This is a genomic window from Mesorhizobium sp. WSM4310 (genome assembly GCF_007003935.1).
In the GTDB taxonomy this organism is placed as follows: domain Bacteria; phylum Pseudomonadota; class Alphaproteobacteria; order Rhizobiales; family Rhizobiaceae; genus Mesorhizobium.
In genome coordinates, this window is sequence record NZ_VFTA01000034.1 from 29,174 (window position 1) to 44,990 (window position 15,817).

A 15,817-nucleotide genomic window follows, 5' to 3' on the forward strand; every position below is an offset into this window, starting at 1 on the left:
ATGCTGAGCGCCGGCATCATCGCCTGGATCGGCGCCGTTTTCCTCGCCGCCGGTTTCGTCAAGGGGGTCGTCGGCATGGGCCTGCCGACCGTGGCGATGGGCCTGCTGGCGGTGACGATGCCGCCGGCCGAGGCCGCCGCTTTGCTGTTGATCCCGTCGCTGGTCACCAATCTCTGGCAGCTGTTCACCGGCCCCGCCTTCGGCGGCCTGTGCAGGCGGCTGTGGACGATGATGGCCGGCATCATGCTGGGCACCGTCGCCGGGGCAGGGGTGCTCACCGGCGCGCATGCGGGCGCGGCCTCGGCCGGGCTCGGCGCGGCGTTGGTGCTTTACGCCATTCTCGGCCTCCTCAGGCTTGGCTTCACCACGCCGGTGCGCCACGAGGCCTTGATGTCCCCGCTGGTCGGCGTGGCGACCGGGCTGGTCACCGGCGCCACCGGCGTCTTCGTCATTCCGGCGGTGCCCTATCTGCAGTCGATGCGGCTGGAGAAGGAAGATCTCATCCAGGCGCTCGGCCTGTCCTTCACCGTCTCGACGGCGGCGCTTGCCCTCGGCCTGTTTAGGACAGGCGCTTTCGCGTCGCCGACGGCGCAACTGACGGGCTCGATCCTGGCGCTGCTGCCGGCGCTGGGCGGCCTGTTCATCGGCCAGGCGCTGCGCCAGAGGATGAGCGTCGAGACTTTTCGAAAGGTGTTCTTTGTCGGGTTGCTGGCGCTGGGGGTGTATCTCGCGCTGGAGGCGCTGATGTGAGGTGGACTCACTCGGCAATCGACCTGATAACCCGCGCCGGGTTGCCGCCGACAAGCGTGTTCGCGGGAACGTCCCTGGTCACCACCGAGGCCGCCGCGACGACGGAATTTTCGCCGATGGTCACGCCGCCGATGACCGTCGCGCCGGCGGCGATCCAGACATTGCGCTCGATGACGATCGGCCTTGCTGTCGTGAAGGCACGGCGCCGCGACGGTTCGAGCGGATGGCCTGACGTGATGAGGCTGACATTCGGCCCGATCAGCACATCGTCGGCAATGTCGAGCCCGCCAAGATCATAAAACGTGCAGTTCTGATTGATGAAGACATTGCGGCCAACGCGGGTGTCGGCCCCGCCGGTCGCGTAGAAGGGCGGGATCAGCAGGAAGCTGTCGTCGACCTTCCTGCCGATGAGTTCGCTGAACAGGGCGCGGACCTCGTCCGCGTCGTTGAACGTCAACCGGTTGAGACGGGCGGTGATCGCCATCGCCCGTTTGACGTCCGCCAGCATGGCCGCCGATTGCGGCGTTCTCCCGGGGATTACCCTGGTGTGATCCTCATGCGCCATTCGTTGTTTCCCTCCGGCACGGCTAAACGAATAGCTGACGCATGCCGGATTCTGCCTCCAAGGGCCAGGCTTAGCGAACCACCAGCACCGCCGCAGGCGTTCAGAACGCAGCTATCGCCTTGGCGATAACGGCGAAAGGCAGGATCAGGGACAACGGCGCGTCGTCGAGACGGACCGCACCGTAACCCTCATACCAGCGTGCCGCCTGATCCCCTTTGGCATCGATCAGCAAGGCAACGCCGCCGACTTCCTCCGCGACTGCCATACAGCGCTTTCCGGCAGCGAGCAGCAAACCGCCGCCGAGGCCACGGCCTTGTATCGAACGATCCACTGCGAGCCGACCTAGACGGTAGACCGGCACCTCATAGCGGCCAAGGCCGCGTCTGGCGATGGCCGGCGTCCGGACAAAGTCGATCGAAGCCGGGCTGAGAGAATAGAACCCTAGGATGCGCGAAGGATCTTGCGCCGTCACGGCAACGAAAGTTTTCGCGCCACCGCTTTCATGGTTTTGACGGGCGAAGCGCTGCAAATAGGTGTCGAGGTCCGTGTCGCCGCAGTCGAAGGCGGCACGGTCATGCTGTTTCCCGATCGGCGTTTCCTGCCAGGTAGTGGAGTTCACGCGAGGGTCTGACCGGCCTTGGCGGCGCGGATAAGACGGTTGGTCGGGGAGGGTGGGTTCTCAAGCAGGTCGAGGATACGCAGACTGTCCCGTTCTGATAGCGCAAGATGTTCCGCGCGCTCGATCGTGGCTTGGGCGTCACGCAGTGCCGAACGCGTGACGAACTCGGTCAGGCCGACATTCGACAAGGCCGCCGCACGAGCGATCACAGCTTTCGCTTCGGGCGCAATCCGAAAATCGATTCGACCGTTGTCACTGACGTTGCGCGGCATAGGTATCCCCTTTGCTCATGATAATACCGTACGGATTGAATCCGTACAATATAAATCCTGCCGCGTTGACCTCAAGGGCATGAGCGCCGGCCGATCTATTACCGAACGACCAGAACCGGAATCGCGGTGTAGGACAGCACTTCCGCAGTCTGGCTGCCCAGAAGCAGCTTGCCCAGGCCGCGGCGGCCATGCGAGGCCATCACGATCAGGTCGCAGCCCTGCGCCTGCGACAGTTCCAGGATCGCCTCGGCGGGCCGTTTGTCCTCGACATGCACAAGCTTGGCGGACACGCCCGCTGCATCGGCCGAGGCCTTGCACTTGGCCAGAACCTCCTTGCCATATTTACGCGCCTCTTCCTGGTAGACGACCAGTTCGTCGCCCGCCGCGTAGCCGGCCATCGCGCCGCCCCAGGCCAAGATGGGGAACGGTTCCGAGACGGTGACGAAGGTGACGGCGGCGCCGATGCCTTTTGCCAATGTAAGGCCATGGGCAACACCCTTGTCGGCCAGTTCCGACCCGTCGGTGGCGATGAGCAGATGTTTGTACATGATGATCTGACCTGTTATGCAAGGGTTGGCGCCCTTGGGGGCGGGAGCCTTGGTGGCTCCCTCCTGATATAGTTGCGCCGCCGGGCTGCTCACAGGGCCAGCGTCATGTGGATCAGGGCCAGACGAGGGGCGTGCCGCGGCGATCTTCCGGTATCCCTGTTGGCTTTGGCTCGGTTGCGCCCCGACCGCCTGCCGCGATGGTCGCCGGGTCTTTCGCTCCCTTGCGCCGACCGCTACAGCTTTGGCCCGACATCAACGAAGGGCCGAGCGTATGAGCAGCGCGTATCCGCAAATCCATCTGGTCCGGCACGGCGAGACGGCGTGGAGCCTTTCGGGGCAGCACACCGGCCGCACCGACATGCCGCTGACGGTGGCGGGCGAGGCCGCCGCGCGGGGCGTGGCGCAGCGGCTCGCGGGCCTGTCGTTCTCGGCGGTGTGGTCGAGCCCCTCGCAGCGCGCCTACAACACCAGCGTGCTGGCTGGCTTTGGCGGTGAGAGCGTCAGAAACGATGATCTGCAGGAGTGGGACTACGGCGCCTATGAGGGGCGCACCACCAAGGACATCCTGGCCGAGCGGCCAGGCTGGAACGTGTTTCGCGACGGCTGCCCGCGAGGCGAGACGGCCGCCGATGTCGGCGCCCGCGCCGACAGGATCATCAGACAGCTTCGCGAAGCTGGCGGCTCGATCCTGATCTTTTCCAGCGCGCATTTCCTGCGCGTGCTCGCCGCCCGCTGGCTCGGCCTGCCGCCGGAAGGCGGCGCGCTGTTCGTGCTCGATACGGCAAGCATCAGCGTGCTCGGCTACGAGCATGATCCCGGCGAGCCGGTCGTGCGCAAATGGAACCTGAAGTAGCGGGCATCGCTGCGGCCCACTCGCGGGAACGCGCATCGCTTCGTCATCCACGGGCGGAGCAAGGAGCGAAGCGACGCGGCGCAGATCCGAGGATCCATGCCGCGACTTCTAGGCGCCGCTACGGTGCAGAATACTGCTCCGCTGCACTCTACGTCGAAGGTCCCGGCATGGATCCTAGGGTCTCCGCGACGGAGCTGCGCTCCTGCTTCGCCCTAGGATGACGACGCGTTGGGTGGCTTCAGCCAATCCCCGATGCCAGGCGCTGAACCAACTCAAACCGCGCGTCCGCCTCCTACTTATCGAACTTCCGGATCGCTTCCGCCGTCACCGGCGTGAAGAAATTCACCAGATTGCCGTCGGGGTCGCGAAACAGCAGCGAGCGGTTGCCCCAGGGCATGGTGGTCGGCTTCTGCACGGTCATGTCCCTGATGAAGTCCGACAGCCTGATGAATTCGGCATCGACATCGCCGACGCGGAATTCGAGGATGGCCGTGTGGTTGTCGGCGGGGCGGGCGATGTCGCCGCCGAACAGCATCAAGGTGCGCGTGCTGCCGATCGCCAGCGTGCCGGAAGGTGTCGCGAGTTCGGCGAAGTCTTCCGTGTAGACCGTCACCGGCATGCCGGTGATCTCGCCGTAGAAGCGCACGAGGCGCTGAACGTCCGAGGTGATGATGCGGACAGAGACGAAATTCATTGTTGGCTCCTTGATGGCTGAAGCCACGGCCGGGCTCCCGGCCGTTCTATAGGCCAGGCCTCCTGCCAGCTTTCCGTCAGGAGTGGAGGCGACGGCTACGCTTCCGGTCCGGACCAGACCGGCGGCAGGCCGAAGGCGGCGAACAGGGCAGGGCCGAGCGGGGCGACATAGATCGTCAGCGAGGCGATAGCGCCATCGGCCGGCTCGATGACATGCAGCGATTGCGCGCGCCATTCGGACTCCTGATGGCGCCGGGCATAGATCGCGACCGCCGGCTGGCCGTTGGCCCGTGTCGCCACGGCGCGGTAGCCGGCGAAATTGCCCCACACGGTTTTGAAGAAACCGAGGATTGCCTGATGTCCTTGGTACCAGTCGCGCCATGGCGGCATGTGGTAGGTGGCGTCCTCGCGCAGCAGCGCGATGAAGCCGTCGAGATTGGCGGCCTGCCAGGCGCTGATATAGCGTTCGAGCAGCGCACCTTCCTCTCGGTTGGGCTGCGATCGCTGCTCGGGCCGTCCCCCGGGATAGCGCTCGCCAAGCGTCGCGCGCGCCCGCTGCAGGGCGCTGTTGACCGAGGCGGTCGAACCGCCCAGCAATTGCGCGGTCTCCAGCGCCGACCAGCCCAGCACGTCGCACAGCAGCAGGGATGCGCGTTGCCTCGGCGGCAGCAACTGGATGGCGGCGACGAAGGCCAGCCGCACCGCCTCATTTGTCTCGTAGCGCGCATCCGGGCCGGGCTCGCCATCGACAAGGTCCGGCAGCTCGGCGTCGGGGTAGGGCTCCAGCCAGGAGAGTTCGACCGCCGGCCCGGCGGCTGCGCGCCCTTCGCTCGGCGGCCGCGCGGGCATTTCGAGGACGCGGTGCGCCGACGACCGCGCCTTGATGGCGTTGAGGCAGGCGTTGGTGGCGATCGTGTAGAGCCAGCCGCGCGGCGAGCCGCGCCCGTCGAATTGCGCGCGGCCGCGCCAGGCCTTGAGGAACGTCTCCTGGACGAGATCGTCGGCCTCGTGCAGCGAGCCCATCATCCGGTAGCAGTGCAGCTTCAGCGCCCGGCGGTGGGCCATCGTCAGGCGCTCGAAGGCAGGCCGATCGAGGATCGGCCCGCCGGTCGGGCCCAGCGGCTCAAGCGGGCCGGGAGCGTCTGTCATGTCGAGCCTGCCATGCGGAGTTCGTCTCGCATCCTGCGCGCCTCATGCCGCCGCGGCAAGGCCGCTGCCGCTCACCGTGAAGGCGATGCCTGGCACTTTGCCGCCGGCCAGCGCCACCACGGCGCGCCCGACATCGGCGGGCGTCTGCACATCGCTCAGGCTGGCCAGGAAATCCGCCGGGCTGATGCCGAGATAGGCGGAGATGCTCGCAATGCCGTGCTGGCCGACGCCGGTGCCGGCCATGATGCGCATCGGCGCCAGTGCCATGAAGCGCAGGCCAAGGCCAAGCCGGTCGGCCTCCTTCTGGCTGTGGGCGGCAAGGAACATCTGCATCTGCTTGGCACCGGAGTAGCCGCCGGAGTTCGGCGGTCCGCCGCTGAATGCCGCGCCGCTGGAGATCAGCACCACGCGGCTGCCCGGCTTCAACCGGCCCTGAAGTGCTGCCCTGCAGAACAGGAACGATGCCTTGACGTCCGTCTCCCAATTCGCCGAGAAATCGTCCCAGCTCTGGTCCTGGATGGAGGCTGACGGCGCGAAGGCGCCGGCGCAGATCACCAGCACATCCGGCTGCAGCGCGACGAACACCCTATCGGGCGCCGTGTCCTGCGTGGCGTCGGCGGCCAGCGTGCTGACTCCGGACGCTTCCCAGGAGAGCTCCTTCAAGGCTTCCGCGCCGCGGGCGACGGCAAGCACATTTGCGCCTTCGCCGAGCGCGGCTTCCACGATCGAGCGGCCGACACCCCGGCTGCCTCCGACCACGACGACATTTTGACCTTGCAACGATCGCATGGATCACCTCACTGTTCCGGCCCGGACAATTCCGGCGCCTATGGATGAGGACAGCGCGGGCGGGCGGAAATCATCGGTGGGGCGGCGAAAATCTTTCGCGGGCGCGGATCAGGCGGCTCTCATTCGTGAACATTGTGGCCAATTAAACGTGCAGTGGTCGCCGTACGGAACGTCCGCTAACGCGCTCCTTGCAGACGGCCAACTAGTTCTGTGCAAGAGCCGACTGAAAGTCCTTGGTGCTGTTGCGATTGGGATAGGGCTTGTCCGGCACCGGCACTTCGAGATGCAGGCAGAGCGGCTTCCACCCATCTCCGAGATTGTGGACCAGCAGCCGACCAGGCGGCACTGTCGCAATGACCGCCCTTACGTTGGCCTCGTAGACGGCTATGGCATTGGCGCGATCGTGCGGCCGGCCGTCGAAGACTTGCCTGGAGATCAGGGCAAGACCCAGCGATTCCTGATCCGTGCTCTGGCTGATACTCGCGAGGATCGTTTTCTCGAAGCTTGCCCACCAGCTTTCCGGAGATCGGTATGTCAGGATGACCCGGGCATTCGGATAGAACTCAATCAGATCACGCCAATAGTGCGCCGAGGGCCAGTCGATGCAGGACGCGTAGCCCGCGAACAGCTGGTTCCAGTCTGGCGCCGCGCCCTTCGCCAGCGCACGCCAAAGCCGCTTCTGGTCTTCATTGCCCATGACTTCGGACATGTGGTGACAGGGGCCGAAGCCAAGGATCGTCAGCGCCTCGCGCATCGAGTCCGTTCCTGTCCGGCCAAAGCCCGTTCCGATCACCCTTATCGCCATTATTCCCCGCGTTCAGGCCTACAGCCAGATCAGTCGCTTGCGAGCACCATCCGCAGGCGGGGATGGCTGCATGCGGACTCATTTCCCGGGGTCGGAGTTCCATATGTCCCGGTAGAGCTTCCAGCCTCCGTCCTGACCCTTCCTCCAGACCACGACATACTTCCCGGCGGCATCCACCAGCTTCGAATCCTTGCCCGGCGCCTTGAGGGAGAAACTCCCGGACTCGAACGCAAAATCTCCGCTTTCCTGGACATCAAGCGTCGTGAGCGTGAGCTCCGATATGCCCATATCCATCGCGCCCTGCCATAGCTTCTGGATATTCTGGCGGCCGTCGACCCGCGCCATATCCGGCGGGAATGCGGCCGCATCATCCGTGTATTTCGAGGCAACCCCGGCCGCATCCTTGCTGTTGTACGCCTTCACGAACTCGGCATTAGCGGCTTCGATGGCTTCTTTCGCAGGCTGGGCCTGAGCAGATCCCATGCAGAGTGACGTGAAAACGACGGCCAGCAGACAATGCTTGAAAGTCATTTCATCCTCCCGTGTTCCGGTTTCTGATTACCAGTTTCTCCACGGCGGCGAGCGATCGCCGGAATGGTCGCGAGCCGCATACCAATCGCGGCTCCAGTCTTTAATTTAACATTTACTAATATACCGTGCAAATACTGACTACCGATCGTGAGAGACCGTCTATCAGGCGGCGGACAACCCCAACGACGTCACGGTGACCCATGATTTCGCCAGTGTCGCCGAGGCACAGGCCTTCATCAAGAACCCAAAATTGAAAGAGACGATGGCGAGCGCCGGCGTGGTCGGCGCGCCAAGCATGTGGATCACCAACAAGGCGTGATGGGCCGCCGGTCCATCTCCTCGCTCTGGCGCAAACTCCCGACGGAAAAAATGAACCTGGCCGCTTGCGGTCTGGCGGGCGGGACGCTTGCTCAGCCTTCCAGCAACGCCAACTCCTCCGGCGTCAAATGCCGCGCCGCGCCCTTGGCGAGGTCTCCCAGGGGCAAGCGCCCGATGGCGATGCGGATGAGGCGCCTGACCTCGATGCCGTGCGCGGCGAGCAGGCGGCGGATGTGGCGGTTGCGCCCCTCGTCGAGCACGATCTCCAGCCAGGCGGTGCGGCCGCCGCTGCGCAAAAGCGTGATTGAAGTGGCGGTCAGGGTCTCGCCATCGACGGTGACGCCCGCGCGCAGCGCCTCCAGCATCGCTTCGTCAGGCACCGTGCCGACCTGGACGTGATAGGTCTTGGGCAGATGCGAGGCCGGGTCCATCAACCGGTTGGCGAAATGCGTGTCGTTGGTCATCAGCAATAGGCCTTCGCTGGCCTTGTCGAGGCGGCCGACCGGCGAGACGAAGGGCAAATCGAGCCCTTCGAGGCAGGCATAGACGGTGTCGCGCTGCTGCGGGTCGTCGCGGGTGGTGACCAGCCCGCGTGGCTTGTTGAGCATGACATAGACCTTGCGCTCGGCAATGACGGGCGCGCCATCGACGACGATGCGGTCGCGGTTCAGGTCGACGCGCAGCGCGGCGTCGCGGACCACCTTGCCGCCGACGCGCACGCGCCCTTCCGCGATCAGCACCTGCGCCTGCGTGCGCGAGCACAGGCCGAGTTTCGACAGCGCGCGGTTGAGGCTGACGCCTGATGGCCTGGCTGTGGGCGATGTCGGTCGTGCTGCCATTCTGCTTCGGGTCGGTCCGTTGGTACCGGACAGATGGCATGGGAGGCGCGGCAATCGCAAGCGGTGGCCTTGTCCTGGATCCAGGTCGCGGTCGGCGGGTGATGGCATAAGCGGCCGGGCAGGTGGGCGGCCGCTTACACCGCGGTGCCGACCAGCGCGCCGATACCGGCGGTGAGCGCCATGGCGAAGGCGCCCCAGAAGGTCACGCGCAACGTTGCGCGAAGGATGTTGGCGCCGCCCGCCTTGGCGCCGATGGCGCCCAGCAGGGCAAGGAACAGCAGGGACGCAAGAGAGACCGCCAGCACCAGCATCGAGCCCGGCGACACCAGCACCATGATGAGCGGCATCGCCGCGCCCACGCTGAAGGTCGTCGCCGAGGTCAGCGCCGCCTGGATCGGCCGCGCCGTGGTCATGTCCGAAATGCCGAGTTCGTCATGGGCATGCGCGGCCAGCGCATCCCTGGCCATGAGCTGGTCGGCGACCTGGCGGGCGAGGTCCGTCGCCAGGCCGCGCTTGACGTACATCTGCGCCAACTCCTCACGCTCGAATTCGGGCTGGGTCTCGAGCTCCTGGCGTTCGCGGGCGAGGTCGGCATTCTCGGTGTCCGACTGGGAACTGACCGAGACATATTCGCCGGCCGCCATCGACATGGCGCCCGCCACCAGGCCGGCTATGCCGGCGACCAGAACCTGCGAAGCCGGCGCGGCGGCCGACGCCACGCCGACGATCAGGCTCGCGGTCGAGACGATGCCGTCATTGGCCCCCAGGACGGCGGCGCGCAGCCAGCCGATGCGCGACACCTGATGGTTTTCGATATGCAGGCGGCTCAATGCCTTTCTCCTGATCTTGCCTTCGCCGCCCACGGGGCGGGCGCTGTTCAGGCGTTTCTAGCCGCTTTTCAGGAATCCGGTTTTGATCCAGGTCAGAGCCGGGCCGTGCTGGCCCCGTTCACATGCGCGAGCACCCTGCTGGTTGCGGGTAAGGCCGCCATTGTGAAAGCGATGGCGAGTATATGCCGAAGCTGCATGGTCAAATTCCCTGTTGTTCGCGTCGGGCCGGCGTGCGCGCTCAATGCCGCCCGTTGAAGAACGCCGTCAGCACCGGCGCATGCGCGGCGGGTTTCAGCATGTGGTTCTGGCCTGCCAGCGTCTGGTGGCGGGCATTGGGCAGCGCCTGCGCCAACGCCTTGTTGCCATGGCGCATCCATGGCGGGCTTTTCCCGCCATCGGTCACCAATGTCGGCACGCCGAGCGTGGTCCAGCGGGCGCGGTCCAGCGGCTTGCCGAGCTGGTCGCCGGCGACGATGGCGCCGTCGTAAGGCAGCGTATGCGCCACTGCCTTGAGCTTGCGCCAGATCGGCGTCAGCTTCATGACGGCGATCAGCAGGCCGGGCATGCCGACCGATTTGAGGAAGGCGCTCACGGCGTCGCCGCGCCTGTCGTCGGCGATGGCTTGCCGGATCGCTGCCCAGTCGCCTTGCGTCGTCGCGCGGCTGTCGTCGACGATCAGCGGCGCTTCGTAGAGTGCAAGCCTCCCGATGCCGGGCAGGCGGGCTGCCGCCATCAGCGCCAGCATGGCGCCGGAAGACATGCCCCAGACATAGGCTTCACCGCCTGCCGCCCGCAGCACGGCCTCGATGTCATCGACCTCGCGCTCGACCGTGTAGGGCGCGGTGTCGGCGCTGTCGCCACGGCCGCGGCGGTCGTAGCGAAACACGGTGAAATCGCCTTCCAGCGCCTTGGCAAGCGGACCGCTCGGACCCATGGCGCGCGAGCAGAGCGCGCCGTCGACGAGGATGAGCGGATGGCCCTGGCCGCGCCGCTCACAGGCGATCGGCGTTCCATCCCGCGACAGCACGGCTTGCGTGGTCGGTTTGGCGTTCTCAGCCAGCATGGTCGGCTCCCTTGCCTATCAGCTGTTCCAGCCGGTCGAAGCTCTGCATCCAGCCGCCGCGCATGCCGAGCGCCAGCAGGCGTTCGCGGTCGGCGGCAGTCTCCAGCGTCACCTCGAAATGGACATGGGTGCGCGCGCCGTCGGGCGTGAAGTTCACCGTGTGGCGGCTCCGACCCGGCGGCTTGCCGGCCCATTCACGGATTTCAGGATCGGGATCGTCGCAATAACTCAGCCTGACGTTCTCGACGACTTCGAGATAGCTGCCCTGGTTGCGGTAGAGCGCGCCGCCCGCGGTCAGCATGTCGATGCGCCAGCGGCCGCCGACGCGCACGTCGAGCACGCAAAAGGGGACGGTGCAGTCCCTGATGCCCCACCACTGCGCCACCAGAAGCGGATCGGTCCACAGCCGGAAGACGCGTTCGACCGGCGCGTTGAAGATCCGCTCGATGGCAAAGCTGCGGTCGGCGGTCGCGGGCGCGCTCATTCCGGCCTGTCCGCGCCGTGCCGCAGCAGATCCTCCATCCGGTCGAAGCGGTCTTCCCAGAGTTTTCTGTAGTCGTCGAGCCAGCGGTCGATGTCGCGCAGCGGCTTGAGTTCGATGCGGCTGAGATGCTTTTGCGCCGCCCGGCTGCGGGTGACGAGGCCGGCCTGTTCCAGCACGCCGACATGTTTGGAGACCGCGCGCACGGTGAGCGCGAAAGGCTGCGCCAGTTCGGCAACCGACGCTTCGCCGTCGAGCAGCCGGGCCAGGATCGCCCGGCGCGTGGGATCGGCGAGGGCGGCGAATGTGTCGTCGAGCGAGACTTGATGAGCCATTACGGAACCAATCAGTTCTGGAACTAGTTGGTTCTATATGTGGTTTTGCCTGAGCCGTCAACGCGCTTTACGGGGCTGGGAGAGCTCGGGGAAATATAGCTTGAAACCCCAGGCTCCCGTCTTTCGTCCGCAATGTCGTCCAGCACGTCGAGCGGGTCGGCCGGCAACTCCAGTTCGGCCGCCGCCAGGTTTTCCCCTGCGGCGGCCTTTTTACGTGCGAAGCACCCGGTAGATCGCGGGGATGACCAGCACCGTCAGCAGCGTCGAGGAGGCCAGGCCGAACAGCAGCGAGATCGCCAGCCCCTGGAAGATCGGATCGGTCAGGATCACCGCCGCGCCGATCATGGCGGCAAGCGCCGTAAGCAGGATCGGCTTGAATCTGATCGCGCCGGCCTCGATCAGCACCTCGCTCAACGGTCTGTCGGGCGACGCCGCATGGCGGATGAAGTCGACCAGCAGGATCGAATTGCGCACGATGATGCCGGCCAGCGCGATGAAGCCGATCATCGAGGTCGCCGTGAACGGCGCCCCGAACAGCCAGTGCCCGCCGAGGATGCCGATGAAGGTCAGCGGGATCGGCGTCAGGATCACCAGGGGAACCTTGAACGAGCCGAACTGGGCGACGACGAGGATGTAGATGCCGAGCAGCGCGACGCCGAAGGCCGCCCCCATGTCGCGGAAGGTCACCCAGGTGACTTCCCATTCGCCGTCCCACAAAAGCGTCGGCCGGCTTTCATCCTCCGGCTGGCCATGCAGCGAGATTGCGGGCTTCTGCAGTCCGGTCCAGTCCTGCGCGTCGATGGCCTTGCTGACGGCGAGCATGCCGTAAAGCGGCGCCTCGAAGCTGCCGGCAAGCTCGGCCGTCACCATTTCGGCGGCGCGGCCGTTGTGCCTGAACACCGGGAACGAAGCGCGCTCCGGCGTCACCCGCACGACATCGCCGAGTTCGACCACGCCGCGGTCGCCAGGCAGGACATTGGCCGGAATGGAGGTGGTCAGGAAGCGCTCGTCGAGCGTCCTTTCGCCCTTCGGCCGCTCGATGCGGATCGGGATCGGCTGGCGGCCACCGCCGCGATGCGAATAGCCGACGGTCCTGCCCCCATTGAGGATGGCAAGCGTGTCGAAGACGTCGCTTTCCTCGACATGGAAGAACTCCGCATCGTCGGTGGAAATCGTGGCGCGCAGCCGGCGTGCGGGCTGTCCCCAGGAATTGTCGACGTCGACGATGAAAGGCACGGAGCGGAACGCCGTTTCGATCCTGGCGGCGACCTTGCGGCGGGTCTCGCCGTCGGGTCCGTAGATCTCGGCCAGCAGCGTCGCCATCACCGGCGGGCCGGGCGGCGGCTCGACCACCTTCAGGCTGGTGCCTTGCGGTACGGGGATCGTGGCGATGCGCTGGCGGACGTCGAGCGCGATCTCATGGCTGGAGCGGGCACGGTTCGCCTTCGGCAGCAGGTTGAGCGCCACGTCGCCCTGCTGCGGCTCGGTGCGCAGGACGGCATGGCGGACGAGGCCGTTGAAGTTGAAGGGTGCCGCCGTCGCGGCATGTGTCTGGACCGATCGAACCTCCTTCAACTCGAGAACCCTGGCGGCGACGGCCTGCGCCACCGCATCTGTGGCTTCGACGGAAGACCCTTCCGGCAGGTCGATGGTCACCGACAGTTCGGACTTGTTGTCGAAGGGCAGGAGCTTGACCGTGACATGCTCGGTGTAGAACAGCGCGAGCGAGCCCAGGGTCAGCACGCCGACGACGAGCAGGAAGGCCCAGCTCGCCGTCTTCGAGGCCAGGATCGGCCGGGCGACGGCGGTGTAGGCGCGGCCGAGCGGGCCGCCATTGCCATGATCCTGACGGGCATGCACCGGCGCCCGCCCGGCAAGCCTGAGCATCAGCCACGGCGTCACCATCACCGCGACGAAGAAGGAGAAGATCATCGCCGCCGAGGCATTGGCCGGAATCGGGCTCATATAGGGGCCCATCATTCCCGAGACGAACAGCATCGGCAGCAGTGCGGCGACCACGGTCAAGGTGGCGACGATGGTCGGGTTGCCGACCTCCGCCACCGCCTCGATTGCCGCCTGCCGGCGATCGCGGCCGCCGCCCATGGCCCAGTGGCGGGAGATGTTCTCGATCACGACGATGGCATCGTCGACGAGAATGCCTATGGAAAAGATCAGCGCGAACAGCGAGACGCGGTTCAGCGTGTAGCCCATGACGCGCGAGGCAAACAGCGTGAGCAGGATGGTCACCGGAATGACGACGGCCACGACCATCGCTTCGCGGCGGCCGATGGCGACCCAGACCAGCACGATGATCGAGATCGTCGCCAGGCCGAGATGGTAGAGGAGCTCATTGGCCTTGTCGTTGGCGGTCTCGCCGTAATTGCGCGTCACGTCGATCGAGATGTCGCCTGATATCAGCCCGCCCTGGAGCAATGCGACCCGGTGCAGAATGGCGTCGGCGACGGCGACCGCGTTCGATCCCGCGCGCTTGGCGATGGCGAGCGTGACCGACGGCACGCGCTCGACACCAACGCCGGCCCTGGTGACCGTCGACACCAGCGTATCACCGGCGTCGGCGGCGAAGGCGACGCCGGCCACGTCGCGGACATAGACGGGGCGGTTGTCACGCGAGGTCAAGAGCAGGTTGCCGATCTGGTCTGGCGAGGCCAATGTCTCGCCGGCGACGATGTCGATCTGCTCGCCCTTGTCGCGCACACGTCCGGCGGGAAAGGCCTCGTTGGCGCCCGACACCTTGGCGGCGAGCTGCTGCAGGGTGACACCGTAAAGGGCGAGCTTTTCAGGGTTCGGATTGACGCGGATGATCTCACCGGTGTCGCCGACCAGATAGGTCAGGCCGACATTGTCGATCTTGGCGATCTCGGTGCGCAGTTCGCGCGCGATGCGGGTGAGGTCGTTGGCTGTCATGCGCGCGGCTGTCTGCGGCTTCGGCGACAGCGTCAGCGTGACTATGGCGACGTCGTCGATGCCGCGGCCGACGATCAGCGGCTCGGGCACGCCGACGGGAATGCGATCCATGTTGGCGCGCACCTTGTCGTGGACGCGCAGCACGGCAGTGTCCGACGAGGTGCCGACGATGAAGCGGGCGGTGACCATCGCCTGGTCGTCTCGCGTCTGCGAATAGACATGCTCGACGCCGTCGATGCCCTTGACGATCGTCTCCAGCGGCTCGGTGATCAGCTTGACGGCGTCGTCGGCCTTCAGCCCGTCGGCGCGCACGAAGATGTCGACCATCGGCACCGAGATCTGCGGTTCCTCCTCGCGCGGCAGCGTGAGCAGCGCCACCAGCCCGAAGGCGAAGGCGGCGACCAGGAACAGCGGCGTCAGCGGCGACGCGATGAAGGCCCGCGTCAGCGCGCCGGCAATGCCGAACGAGGCGGGACCTTTCATGGCGTGACCACGACGTCGCCGGCCGCAAGACCGGTCAGGATCTCGACATAGTCGCCGTCGGCGCGCCTGGACCGCTCGCCTGTTACCACCGCGCGCTCGACACTGCCGCCGCCTGCGGCGACGCGCACGAAATCGATCCCCGAACGGATCTGGATGGCCGAAGCCGGCACCAGCAGCGCGGAGCGCTCGGCGACCGGCAGCTCGACCAGGACGCGGGCGTCGATGAAATTGGTGTCGAGATCATCGACCTCGACGTCGGCGATGACGCGGCCATTGTCGATCTGCGGATAGATCTTGGCGAGGCGGCCGGGAGCCTCCTTGCCGCCGGCATTGATACGGATGGCGGCTCCCTCGCTCAGCGACGCCGCGTAACGCTCCGGAACGGCAAGCCGCAGGAACACCCCGCCGCCGCCAATGGTGGCCACAACCTCACCGGCCATGATGACCGCGCCACGCGTCACCGGCACGGTCAGCACGCGGCCGTCGCCGGGAGCAAAAACATCGCCCTCGGCGCCCTGCTGCACGATCACCGATCGCTGCGCCTCGGTCGCGGCAAGCTGGTTGCGCGCGACGTCGACTTCGGTGCGCAGCTGATCGAGACGCTGCGCGGTCATGACGCCCTTGTCGACCAGCGTCTGGCCACGGGCAAGTTCGGACTGCGCGGTGTCCAGCTGCGCCTGCAGAGCACGAAGCTGGGCGTCCAGAGCGGCGACCTGAAACGCGATCTTGTCGTCCTGGACGGTCGCGATCTTCTGCCCCGCCTTGACCTGCTCGCCCTCCGTGACGGCCAGATCGACAACAAGGCCGCCGATACGGGCGCGCGCCGGAACGGTGTCGCGCGCCTCGACACGGCCATAGACCGCTTTCCATTCGGTCACCGTCGTCGGCGCCAGTGTCAGCGTGCCGGCAAGCGTCGGAGAGGCCGCCAACAGCGCGGCGAACAAAAGAGGCAGGCGCATCCGGATTTCC

19 protein-coding genes are annotated in these 15,817 nt (G+C 66.2%); 3 read left to right on the top strand and 16 right to left on the bottom strand.

The features are described from left to right. Positions 1–750: a sulfite exporter TauE/SafE family protein gene (locus FJV80_RS27790; protein ID WP_142877987.1), complete on the top strand. Its 750-nt coding sequence runs from the start codon at positions 1–3 to the stop codon at positions 748–750. Positions 751–757: 7 nt separating this feature from the next. Here the strand turns inward: FJV80_RS27790 and FJV80_RS27795 are convergent, their stop codons facing one another. The 4 genes from FJV80_RS27795 to FJV80_RS27810 form a co-directional block, all read right to left on the bottom strand. Next, positions 758–1,315, bottom strand: coding sequence for a sugar O-acetyltransferase (locus FJV80_RS27795; RefSeq protein WP_142877966.1), 558 nt, complete (start codon positions 1,313–1,315; stop codon positions 758–760). A 100-nt stretch (positions 1,316–1,415) separates the two neighbouring features. Next, positions 1,416–1,934: a GNAT family N-acetyltransferase gene (locus tag FJV80_RS27800; RefSeq protein WP_095774888.1), complete on the bottom strand. Its 519-nt coding sequence runs from the start codon at positions 1,932–1,934 to the stop codon at positions 1,416–1,418. Then, positions 1,931–2,206 carry a DUF1778 domain-containing protein gene (locus FJV80_RS27805; RefSeq protein ID WP_095790444.1) on the bottom strand — a complete coding sequence of 92 codons (276 nt, stop codon included), beginning with the start codon at positions 2,204–2,206 and terminating at the stop codon, positions 1,931–1,933. Before FJV80_RS27805 ends, FJV80_RS27800 begins: the two co-directional genes overlap by 4 nt. A gap of 98 nt (positions 2,207–2,304) precedes the next feature. Continuing rightward, positions 2,305–2,754, bottom strand: a complete 450-nt coding sequence (locus tag FJV80_RS27810) for a universal stress protein (RefSeq protein WP_095774886.1) — start codon at positions 2,752–2,754, stop codon at positions 2,305–2,307. Positions 2,755–3,025: 271 nt separating this feature from the next. Here FJV80_RS27810 and FJV80_RS27815 point away from each other — a divergent pair, with 271 nt between their 5' ends. Next, positions 3,026–3,607 carry a histidine phosphatase family protein gene (locus tag FJV80_RS27815; protein ID WP_142877967.1) on the top strand — a complete coding sequence of 194 codons (582 nt, stop codon included), beginning with the start codon at positions 3,026–3,028 and terminating at the stop codon, positions 3,605–3,607. Between the two features lie 292 nt (positions 3,608–3,899). Here the strand turns inward: FJV80_RS27815 and FJV80_RS27820 are convergent, their stop codons facing one another. The 5 genes from FJV80_RS27820 to FJV80_RS27840 all read right to left on the bottom strand — a co-directional run bounded on the left by FJV80_RS27820 (position 3,900) and on the right by FJV80_RS27840 (position 7,574). After that, complete coding sequence (locus FJV80_RS27820) at positions 3,900–4,301, bottom strand: VOC family protein (protein ID WP_142877968.1); 402 nt, start codon at positions 4,299–4,301, stop codon at positions 3,900–3,902. Between the two features lie 95 nt (positions 4,302–4,396). Next, positions 4,397–5,449 (bottom strand): sigma-70 family RNA polymerase sigma factor, encoded by a 1,053-nt coding sequence (locus FJV80_RS27825; RefSeq protein WP_142877969.1) that lies wholly within the window; start codon positions 5,447–5,449, stop codon positions 4,397–4,399. A 42-nt stretch (positions 5,450–5,491) separates the two neighbouring features. Beyond that, a complete protein-coding gene (locus FJV80_RS27830) occupies positions 5,492–6,238 on the bottom strand; it encodes an SDR family NAD(P)-dependent oxidoreductase (protein ID WP_142877970.1) in 747 nt (248 codons plus the stop codon). Positions 6,239–6,440: 202 nt separating this feature from the next. Beyond that, a complete protein-coding gene (locus tag FJV80_RS27835) occupies positions 6,441–7,043 on the bottom strand; it encodes a sulfotransferase family protein (protein ID WP_095790438.1) in 603 nt (200 codons plus the stop codon). A 78-nt stretch (positions 7,044–7,121) separates the two neighbouring features. Continuing rightward, positions 7,122–7,574: a DUF4440 domain-containing protein gene (locus FJV80_RS27840; protein ID WP_095776074.1), complete on the bottom strand. Its 453-nt coding sequence runs from the start codon at positions 7,572–7,574 to the stop codon at positions 7,122–7,124. Between the two features lie 193 nt (positions 7,575–7,767). Between FJV80_RS27840 and FJV80_RS35635 the strand changes: the two genes are divergently transcribed. Beyond that, entirely contained in the window at positions 7,768–7,893 is a 126-nt protein-coding gene (locus FJV80_RS35635; protein ID WP_281408791.1) for a hypothetical protein, read from the top strand. Between the two features lie 91 nt (positions 7,894–7,984). Here the strand turns inward: FJV80_RS35635 and FJV80_RS27850 are convergent, their stop codons facing one another. The 7 genes from FJV80_RS27850 to FJV80_RS27880 form a co-directional block, all read right to left on the bottom strand. Next, positions 7,985–8,731: a pseudouridine synthase gene (locus tag FJV80_RS27850; protein WP_142877971.1), complete on the bottom strand. Its 747-nt coding sequence runs from the start codon at positions 8,729–8,731 to the stop codon at positions 7,985–7,987. Between the two features lie 134 nt (positions 8,732–8,865). Next, positions 8,866–9,561 (bottom strand): VIT family protein, encoded by a 696-nt coding sequence (locus tag FJV80_RS27855; protein ID WP_142877972.1) that lies wholly within the window; start codon positions 9,559–9,561, stop codon positions 8,866–8,868. A 238-nt stretch (positions 9,562–9,799) separates the two neighbouring features. Further along, the gene (locus FJV80_RS27860; RefSeq protein WP_142877973.1) at positions 9,800–10,624 is read right to left on the bottom strand and encodes an alpha/beta hydrolase; all 825 of its coding nucleotides are present in this window, start codon (positions 10,622–10,624) and stop codon (positions 9,800–9,802) included. Next, positions 10,614–11,108 carry an SRPBCC domain-containing protein gene (locus FJV80_RS27865; protein WP_142877974.1) on the bottom strand — a complete coding sequence of 165 codons (495 nt, stop codon included), beginning with the start codon at positions 11,106–11,108 and terminating at the stop codon, positions 10,614–10,616. The genes FJV80_RS27860 and FJV80_RS27865 overlap by 11 nt, the downstream gene beginning before the upstream one ends. Then, a complete protein-coding gene (locus FJV80_RS27870) occupies positions 11,105–11,440 on the bottom strand; it encodes a metalloregulator ArsR/SmtB family transcription factor (RefSeq protein ID WP_095789224.1) in 336 nt (111 codons plus the stop codon). The genes FJV80_RS27865 and FJV80_RS27870 overlap by 4 nt, the downstream gene beginning before the upstream one ends. Before the next feature lie 210 nt (positions 11,441–11,650). Next, on the bottom strand, positions 11,651–14,848 hold the full coding sequence (locus tag FJV80_RS27875) for an efflux RND transporter permease subunit (protein WP_142877975.1): 3,198 nt from the start codon (positions 14,846–14,848) through the stop codon (positions 11,651–11,653). Beyond that, positions 14,845–15,807, bottom strand: a complete 963-nt coding sequence (locus FJV80_RS27880; protein WP_142877976.1) for an efflux RND transporter periplasmic adaptor subunit — start codon at positions 15,805–15,807, stop codon at positions 14,845–14,847. Before FJV80_RS27880 ends, FJV80_RS27875 begins: the two co-directional genes overlap by 4 nt. Positions 15,808–15,817 lie beyond the last annotated feature (10 nt).

Bases quoted from the DNA above. Each gene is read 5' to 3' on its own strand.
- FJV80_RS27790 (WP_142877987.1), top strand. From the start codon at position 1: ATGCTGAGCGCCGGCATCATCGCCTGGATCGGCGCCGTTTTCCTCGCC.
- FJV80_RS27795 (WP_142877966.1), bottom strand. From the start codon at position 1,315: ATGGCGCATGAGGATCACACCAGGGTAATCCCCGGGAGAACGCCGCAA.
- FJV80_RS27805 (WP_095790444.1), bottom strand. From the start codon at position 2,206: ATGCCGCGCAACGTCAGTGACAACGGTCGAATCGATTTTCGGATTGCG.
- FJV80_RS27810 (WP_095774886.1), bottom strand. From the start codon at position 2,754: ATGTACAAACATCTGCTCATCGCCACCGACGGGTCGGAACTGGCCGAC.
- FJV80_RS27815 (WP_142877967.1), top strand. From the start codon at position 3,026: ATGAGCAGCGCGTATCCGCAAATCCATCTGGTCCGGCACGGCGAGACG.
- FJV80_RS27820 (WP_142877968.1), bottom strand. From the start codon at position 4,301: ATGAATTTCGTCTCTGTCCGCATCATCACCTCGGACGTTCAGCGCCTC.
- FJV80_RS27825 (WP_142877969.1), bottom strand. From the start codon at position 5,449: ATGACAGACGCTCCCGGCCCGCTTGAGCCGCTGGGCCCGACCGGCGGG.
- FJV80_RS27830 (WP_142877970.1), bottom strand. From the start codon at position 6,238: ATGCGATCGTTGCAAGGTCAAAATGTCGTCGTGGTCGGAGGCAGCCGG.
- FJV80_RS27835 (WP_095790438.1), bottom strand. From the start codon at position 7,043: ATGGCGATAAGGGTGATCGGAACGGGCTTTGGCCGGACAGGAACGGAC.
- FJV80_RS27840 (WP_095776074.1), bottom strand. From the start codon at position 7,574: ATGACTTTCAAGCATTGTCTGCTGGCCGTCGTTTTCACGTCACTCTGC.
- FJV80_RS27850 (WP_142877971.1), bottom strand. From the start codon at position 8,731: ATGGCAGCACGACCGACATCGCCCACAGCCAGGCCATCAGGCGTCAGC.
- FJV80_RS27860 (WP_142877973.1), bottom strand. From the start codon at position 10,624: ATGCTGGCTGAGAACGCCAAACCGACCACGCAAGCCGTGCTGTCGCGG.
- FJV80_RS27865 (WP_142877974.1), bottom strand. From the start codon at position 11,108: ATGAGCGCGCCCGCGACCGCCGACCGCAGCTTTGCCATCGAGCGGATC.
- FJV80_RS27870 (WP_095789224.1), bottom strand. From the start codon at position 11,440: ATGGCTCATCAAGTCTCGCTCGACGACACATTCGCCGCCCTCGCCGAT.
- FJV80_RS27875 (WP_142877975.1), bottom strand. From the start codon at position 14,848: ATGAAAGGTCCCGCCTCGTTCGGCATTGCCGGCGCGCTGACGCGGGCC.
- FJV80_RS27880 (WP_142877976.1), bottom strand. From the start codon at position 15,807: ATGCGCCTGCCTCTTTTGTTCGCCGCGCTGTTGGCGGCCTCTCCGACG.